General features: G+C 61.9%; 7 protein-coding genes. 4 read left to right on the top strand and 3 right to left on the bottom strand.

The annotated features are described in order from the left end of the window. Positions 1-172 precede the first annotated feature (172 nt). From ACO550_RS36785 to ACO550_RS36775, 3 genes are read right to left on the bottom strand one after another with little or no spacing between them, the layout of a single operon-like run. Positions 173-943: an enoyl-CoA hydratase-related protein gene (locus tag ACO550_RS36785; RefSeq protein WP_315597374.1), complete on the bottom strand. Its 771-nt coding sequence runs from the start codon at positions 941-943 to the stop codon at positions 173-175. A 22-nt stretch (positions 944-965) separates the two neighbouring features. Next, positions 966-2,171: a CoA transferase gene (locus ACO550_RS36780; protein WP_315597375.1), complete on the bottom strand. Its 1,206-nt coding sequence runs from the start codon at positions 2,169-2,171 to the stop codon at positions 966-968. Between the two features lie 16 nt (positions 2,172-2,187). Further along, positions 2,188-3,162 carry a tripartite tricarboxylate transporter substrate-binding protein gene (locus tag ACO550_RS36775; RefSeq protein WP_315597376.1) on the bottom strand — a complete coding sequence of 325 codons (975 nt, stop codon included), beginning with the start codon at positions 3,160-3,162 and terminating at the stop codon, positions 2,188-2,190. Between the two features lie 112 nt (positions 3,163-3,274). Between ACO550_RS36775 and ACO550_RS36770 the strand changes: the two genes are divergently transcribed. From ACO550_RS36770 to ACO550_RS36755, 4 genes are all read left to right on the top strand, one after another. Next, a complete protein-coding gene (locus ACO550_RS36770) occupies positions 3,275-4,246 on the top strand; it encodes a LysR family transcriptional regulator (RefSeq protein WP_315597377.1) in 972 nt (323 codons plus the stop codon). Positions 4,247-4,412: 166 nt separating this feature from the next. After that, positions 4,413-5,405 carry a tripartite tricarboxylate transporter substrate-binding protein gene (locus ACO550_RS36765; protein ID WP_315597378.1) on the top strand — a complete coding sequence of 331 codons (993 nt, stop codon included), beginning with the start codon at positions 4,413-4,415 and terminating at the stop codon, positions 5,403-5,405. Next, positions 5,402-5,800, top strand: coding sequence for a Zn-ribbon domain-containing OB-fold protein (locus tag ACO550_RS36760; RefSeq protein WP_485995129.1), 399 nt, complete (start codon positions 5,402-5,404; stop codon positions 5,798-5,800). The genes ACO550_RS36765 and ACO550_RS36760 overlap by 4 nt, the downstream gene beginning before the upstream one ends. Further along, positions 5,800-6,972 (top strand): acetyl-CoA acetyltransferase, encoded by a 1,173-nt coding sequence (locus ACO550_RS36755; protein ID WP_315597379.1) that lies wholly within the window; start codon positions 5,800-5,802, stop codon positions 6,970-6,972. Before ACO550_RS36760 ends, ACO550_RS36755 begins: the two co-directional genes overlap by 1 nt. The last annotated feature ends 15 nt before the right edge of the window (positions 6,973-6,987 follow it).

The raw sequence follows: 6,987 nt of genomic DNA, 5'->3' as shown, positions 1-6,987 counted from the left end.
GGTTATCGATCTAATGCATCCAGATCGAATTGTGCGACATACAAGGGGTTGGGGGTGAGGGCAAGCGCATCAAGACGCGATATCGGCAACTTGAGCTGCCAGCCCTCTCCCCCGCCCCTCTCCCGCCGTGCGGGAGAGGGGAGACCACAACGGGCAGGGTCAAGGCTCTCGTTCAATTACCCCAATTCGCCCGACGCTTCTCCACAAACGCCGCAATCCCTTCGCGCGCGTCATCGGTGGCTGCTACCCGACAGAATGTATCGACCGCGTAGGAAACACCGCGACGGTAGTCGCTGTCTGCGGCGCGATGGAAAGCGGCTCTGCCGATGCGCATTGCGGATGCTGACTTGCCAACCAGGATTGCGGCAAGCGACCGTGCCTCTTCAAGAACCTGGTTTGCCGGTACCACGCGATTGACCAGATGCATGGCCTGCGCCTCGCTTGCGCCAAACGAGCGGCCGGTGAACAGCAGGTCGAATGCGACGTGACGGCCCACGATACGCGGCAAGTGGGTGAAGTGAATGGCCGGCAGCATGCCGACGTCGATCTCGGGGTAGCCGAAGCTGGCGTCGTCGGCGGCCACGAGCAGGTCGCAGGAGATCGCCAGGGTCATGCCGCCCCCGCGTGCCGCGCCGCTTACCGCGGCGATGGACGGCTTGCCCAGACGGTATTGCGCTTCCGACAACTGCACATAGAGCTTGTCCAGCAGCGTGTGCACGGTATCGGCCGACGCGCCCTGTAGCGCGGCGATATCAAGCCCGGCACAGAACCGGTTGGGTACGGCACTGGCAATGATGACTGCGCGAACCGCATCGTCGGAGGCAGCGCGGTCCAGGGCACGAATAAGGGCGTCGACCATCGGAACGGTCAGCGCATTGACCGGTGCGTGGTCGAGCAGGATTTCGGCGACGTGGTCGCGGACGGTGTAGGTGACCAGGGACATGGGAGATCTCAACAGGTATTGGCTAGGCAACGACGTTTGCTGCGGTGGTCACAGTGCCGGCATGGTGCATGTCTTCAATCTGCTCCGGCGTAAATCCGGCTTCCTGCAGGATCTCGTCGGTGTGTTCGCCGAGCAGCGGTGCGGGACGACTTGCCTGCCGTGCCTTGCGGCCGAAGCGGACCGGCAGGCCAATGTTCGAGACAGTACCGAGGACCGGATGTTCAGTCTCGACGATCAATTGGCGGGCCTGTACTTGAGGGTGTGCCAAGGCCTGGCCCAGCGTCTGGATAGGTGAGCAGGGCACCCCGATCTTGCGGAGCGTTTCCAGCCAGTATGCGAGTGGCTGGGTCGACAGGCGCGACTGCACCAGTTCGACCGTACGCGAAAAATTACGCACCCGGGCGGCATTGGTGGCGAAGTCCGGGTGAGCCACCCAATCTTCGAGGCCGGCCACCGCGCAGAAGCGTTTCCATTGGGCGTCATTGCCGACACCCAGCATCAGCGGCCCATCGGCTGTATCGAACGCCTGGTATGGCGACATTGACGGATGCGCTGTGCCCATCCGTTGCGGCGCCTGCCCGCTACGCCAGTAGTTTTGCGCCATATACCCCATGAAGCCGAGCGCGGTTTCCATCAGCGCGACCTCCAGGTAGCTCCCTTGCCCGGTGGTGTGCCGTTCGAGCAGGGCAGCCAGGATGCCGCTGAGCGCGTGCATGCCCGTGCCAATGTCGACGGGAGAGAAGCTTGCCCGCGCAAATTTCCCGCCGGGTTCTCCCATGGTGCTGATCATGCCGCTGAACGCCTGCAGCATGACATCGTAGCCAGGCTCGTTACCCAACGGGCCATCGCGGCCGTACCCGGAAATCTCGCAGTAGATCAAGCGGGGGTTCAGGGCGCTCAGGGTGGGGTAGTCCACGCCGAGTTTCGCAGCGGTACCGCCGCCGAAACCCTGCAGCACGATATCGGCGCTGGCCGCAAGTTGCTGGACGACGCGCTGGCCGTCCTTGGTCTTGAGATCCACCGCGATGCTGCGCTTGTTGTGATTGACTGCCAGGAACACGGCGGACTGGCCGGCATCCTGCGGCAGCCATCCGCGCGTGTCGTCGCCGGCGCCCGGCGGTTCCACCTTGATGACGTCGGCGCCCAGTTCGCCCAGGTATTGTCCGCAGAGCGGACCGGCCAGGACCTTGCTCAGGTCCAGAACCCGAATGCCTTTCAATGGTTGCATTTGCTTGAGTTCCTTCTTATTCCGGCTGGATGCCAAGGCCACGCGCGATGTTGGTCCAACGCTCAGCGTCCGTGCGGACAAAGTTGGCGAGCTGGTCGGGACGAGTCGGCATTGGTTCGGCGCCGCGATTGCGCAGTGCTGCAACGTACTCGGGGTCGTTGACGGCCTTGGCCGCGGCCGTTCGCAAGCGGTCGACCACTGCCTTCGGCGTTTGTGCAGGTGCCTGGAGCGAGAACCAGAACTTCAGGTCCGCGCCTGGATAGCCTGCCTCCTTGAGCGTCGGCACGTCTGGCAGCATCGGTGAGCGCTGCGCGGAGGTAATGGCCAATGGCTTCAGCTTGCCGCCCTGAATCTGGCCAATGCACGTCGTGAACGAGTCGAACACAAAATCAACCTGGCCAGCCATGACGTCGGTGAGCGCCGGAGAGCTTCCCTTGTACGGCACCGCGACCGCTTCGAAGCCGGCTTTTTTCTGCAGCAGGGAGCCATAGATATGCGGTGACGATCCGGCGCCAAAGGTTGCATAGGTCAGGGCGCCGGGCTTTGCCTTCCCCAGCTGGACCAGATCGGCAAGCGTCTTTACCGTCAGCTTGTCGGGGTGCACCACCAGCACGTTGGGCATGGAACCGGTCGTCGCAATGGGCACGAAGTCCCGGGACGGCAGGAAACGCGCGTGGGGGTACATCAGCGGGTTCACGGCTTGCATGGCCACCGTGTTGTGCAGCAGCGTGTAGCCGTCATTGCCACTATCGAGCACATGCTGGGCGCCGATATTGCCGCTGGCGCCAGGGCGATTGTCGATGACGACTGGCTGGCCCAATTCTTTGGAAAGGGCTGTCGCCAACAGCCGGGCAATAAAGTCGGTGGGCCCGCCTGCGGCAAACGGCACAACGATTCGTACCGGCTTGGTTGGCCAATCGGCGGCAAACAGAGGGCCAGCCAGTACGGAGGCGACTGCGCCGATCAGCAGCGTGCGACGGGTTGGATTCATTCATGTCTCCTGTGGTTTGCCCGTAGCATGGCGATTCACGGGATATAAGTCCAAGACAGGATTTGGATATCCGATATAAGATTTGAATATATCTACTTAGCCGAGGCAGTCCATGGCTCTCGAACTTCGCACCCTGAGGGGCTTCGTTACGGTTTGCTCGGCCGGGTCCATTTCGCGCGCCGCCGACCGTCTGCACATCGCTCAGCCGGCGCTAAGCCTCCAGATGAAAAACCTTGAGGAAGAGTTCGGGGCGGCCTTGCTTGAGCGGACTCCGAGGGGTGTCGTGGCCACCGCTGCGGGTGAAATGCTGTTGGCACATGCGACGGATATCCTGCGGCGTGTGGATGTCGCGTACGAGGACATTCGGACGGCCATCAAGCAGCCCCAGGGGCGGGTGGCGGTTGGATTGCCGCAATCGCTGGCGAAGCTGCTGACGGTGCCGCTCGTCAAGGAAGTCTGTGCGGAATGGCCAGGGATCGACCTCCAGATCATCGAGCAAAGCACCGGCTACATTCCGCAAGGGCTGCTGACTGGGCACCTGGACATTGGCATGACCTTCGGCGGTACGCCCGAACCAGGACTGCGCGCGGATCGCGTGCTTGAGGAGCGGCTTTTGCTGGTCGGGCCGCCGGGCGAGTTGTCGGCCTACGGGCAGGACGGAATCAAGACCGCGGTCTCCGTGCCGTTTGCCCAATTGGGTCGCTATCCATTGATTCTGCCTGCCGGTCTGCATGGTTTGCGCAGCCTTATCGACCGGTTTGGCGCGTCCCAGGACACGGAGCTTCAGGTCATTGCCGAAGTGAATGCGATTCCGGAGCTCATCGCCCTTGCCGCGGCGGGCGCCGGCTTCACCATTTTGTCTCACGCCTCAGTACAGGAGGAGTGGCGCGGCGGGCTTGTGTCGTGCGCCAGCATTGCCGAACAAGGATTCACGCGACAGGTGTACCTGTGCCGGGTGGCGACACTTCCCGCCTCGCTGGCCGTGACGACGGTATGGCAACGTCTGCTCTCGATTACCCGCCGGCTGGTGGATGGCGGGCAGTGGCCGGTTCACCGCTTTAACGCCGCAGGCGAGGGCGCCTGACAGGGCTAATCCATGTATCCCAACTGCGCTGCCCCTTGAAAATTCACGAACGCGCAGTTCGAAACTTTCGGATAGGTGTCTTCGGTTCACAAAAATATACTGCGTCGACAACTAAAAAACGCGGGTCACGTTCGTGACCACGCGCACCACGACGCAGGAGACATTGATGAATCAAAGCTTCGCCCGCCGCCGCCTTGTTGCAACAATCGGCGCCGCGCTGGTACTTGGCAGCGCAGGAATTTCTCCGGCTAATGCCGAAACCTATCCAGGCAGGCCCGTCACCATTGTCGTGGCCTTCGCGCCGGGCGGCATGACGGATATTGTCGGGCGCCTGGTTGCGGCAGAACTAAGCGAAACCTTCAAGCAGAGCTTCGTGGTGGAAAACCGGCCCGGCGCCGCCGGCCAGATCGCCACGGAGTACGTCGCCCGCAAGCCGGCCGATGGCTACACGCTTCTGCTCAGTGCGACCGGTCACGTGATCGGGCCCGCGGTCCAGAAGTCGGTCCGATATCGCCCAGTGCTGGACTTCGAGCCGATCGCGCTGATTGCGAAGGCCCCCAATATGCTGGTGGTGAACCCTTCCGTTCCAGTAAATACCGTGCCCGAGTTCGTCAAATGGGCCAAGGAACAGGGCAGCGTGCCCTATGGCTCCGCCGGGGCCGGCGGCTCGACCCATCTGGCCGGCGAACTGTTTCGCCATATGTCCGGCGCACCGCTGGTCCATGTGCCATACAAAGGCGCTTCGCCTTCGACGCAAGCTGTGGTGGCGGGGCAGATCCCGGTTGTCTTCCAGGATTCCATGAGCGTTTCGGCATTTGTTGCCGCGGGAAAGCTGCGCCCGATTGCCGTGACCAGTGCAGAGCGCAGCAAGCTGTTTCCCGATGTGCCGACGATTGCCGAGGCCGGCTACAAGAATTTCGACGCCTATACCTGGCTGGGCCTTTACGCGCCCGCCGGTACTCCCCAGGCGATTGTTACGCGTCTTAATGCCGAAGTGAATCGCATCATGGCGTCCCCCGACATGGTGGCGAAGCTCAAAAGGCAACAAGCCGAAGCGGCCGGCGGCTTGAATCCGGCGGAGTTTCGCAAGTATGTCGAAGCCGAAGTTGCCAAGTGGCAGAGCACGGTGAAGGTCACCGGTGTGCATATCGACCAGTGAGCACCAGCGAGGGATTGATGGCTGACAGCAAAATGCAGAGTGCCGACGAACACTATTTCGGCCGGCTCGCGCAAGGGGTGTTCGAGATTCCCCGGTGCCAGGATTGTGGCAAGTTTCATTTCTTTCCGCGTGTCATTTGCCCATTCTGCGATTCAATGGCATTGCAATGGACCGCTCCATCGGGCCTCGGCCGCGTCTATTCCACCACGGTGGTGCGCGGTAAGGAGTCGAGCCATAACGTCTGCCTGGTGGATCTTGATGAAGGTCCACGCCTGATGAGCCGAGTGGTCGGCATCGAACCCGACCGCGTCAAGATCGGCGCAAGGGTGAAGGCGCAGATTGCGCAGGAAGGTGAGGGTGCTCTCCTTGTGTTCAGCTTGGCGGGAGAGGCGTAATGACGAGAGTGACGAAAGCAACTGACCGCGGCGGCGTGGCGATTCTCGGCACTGGCCTGGCTGGCCTTGGGCATGCAGGTGGGCGTACCGAACAGGAGATCATTGCCGAGGCGGCGAAGGCTGCGGTGGCGGCCAGCGGCCTGCGTATGGCGGATATCGACGGGATCATTACGTCCAGCCTGACGTCGCCATGGTGGGTGATGCGCATGTCCGAATATCTGGGCATCCGGCCCAGGTTTTCCGATAGCACGATGTTCGGTGGTTCGTCCTTTATTGCCGACATCCGAATTGCGGCAATGGCTATCGAAGCTGGCGAATGCGAGAACGTGCTGATCTGCTATGGCAGCAACCCGCGCAGCATTCCCAGCAGTTCACGGGTCAATGCGATGCGCGCGGAACTGGACCCGCAGCCATACGAGCATCCTTACAAGCCGTTCAATCCGGTTACCAGCTACGCGCTGGCTGCGGCCCGGCATATGCATGAGTACGGCACCACGCGCACGCAACTGGCCGAGGTGGCAGTGGCTGCGCGCAAATGGGCACAACTCAATCCGGATGCCTTTGCGAGAGATCCGCTTACCGTCGATGACGTCATCAACGCAAAGATGATCTCAGACCCGCTGACGGTACGCGATTGCTGTCTGGTAACAGATGGGGCCGGGGCATTCGTGGTTACTCGCGCGGAGCGGGCCAAGGCACTCCACGCAAAACCAATCCATGTATTGGGCGTTGGCCATGCCCATTGGCACCGGCAGATTTCCTGCATGGAGGATCTGACCCGGACGCCTGCCATCGATTCCGGAGCAAAGGCCTTCGCGCAAGCGGGACTGACGCCGAAGGACATCGACGTGGTCGAGTTGTACGACGCGTTCACGATCAACCCGATTCTCTTTCTCGAAGACCTCGGGTTCTGTGCCAAGGGGGAAGGTGGCGCTTTCGTTTCGGGTGGCCGCATTGCACCTGGCGGCGAGTTCCCGATGAATACCAACGGCGGCGGTTTGTCGTGCGTACACCCGGGGATGTACAGCATCTTCCTGGTCATCGAGGCCGTTACCCAACTGCGCAGGGAAGCCGGCGAACGTCAGGTGGCAGGTGCGGAGACCGCGCTGGTGCACGGTAACGGTGGCGTTCTTTCAAGCCAGGCCACAGCGATCCTCTCGGCTTATCAATAGAAAACCTTGCATTCA

This window comes from Cupriavidus sp. (assembly GCF_057315035.1).
Note: the sequence above shows the minus strand (reverse complement) of the source record. Positions and strands in the feature narration are given on the sequence as shown.

What these genes read in the sequence shown, in the direction of transcription:
- ACO550_RS36785 (WP_315597374.1), bottom strand. Translation starts at nt 943, where the DNA reads ATGTCCCTGGTCACCTACACCGTCCGCGACCACGTCGCCGAAATCCTG.
- ACO550_RS36780 (WP_315597375.1), bottom strand. Translation starts at nt 2,171, where the DNA reads ATGCAACCATTGAAAGGCATTCGGGTTCTGGACCTGAGCAAGGTCCTG.
- ACO550_RS36775 (WP_315597376.1), bottom strand. Translation starts at nt 3,162, where the DNA reads ATGAATCCAACCCGTCGCACGCTGCTGATCGGCGCAGTCGCCTCCGTA.
- ACO550_RS36770 (WP_315597377.1), top strand. Translation starts at nt 3,275, where the DNA reads ATGGCTCTCGAACTTCGCACCCTGAGGGGCTTCGTTACGGTTTGCTCG.
- ACO550_RS36765 (WP_315597378.1), top strand. Translation starts at nt 4,413, where the DNA reads ATGAATCAAAGCTTCGCCCGCCGCCGCCTTGTTGCAACAATCGGCGCC.
- ACO550_RS36755 (WP_315597379.1), top strand. Translation starts at nt 5,800, where the DNA reads ATGACGAGAGTGACGAAAGCAACTGACCGCGGCGGCGTGGCGATTCTC.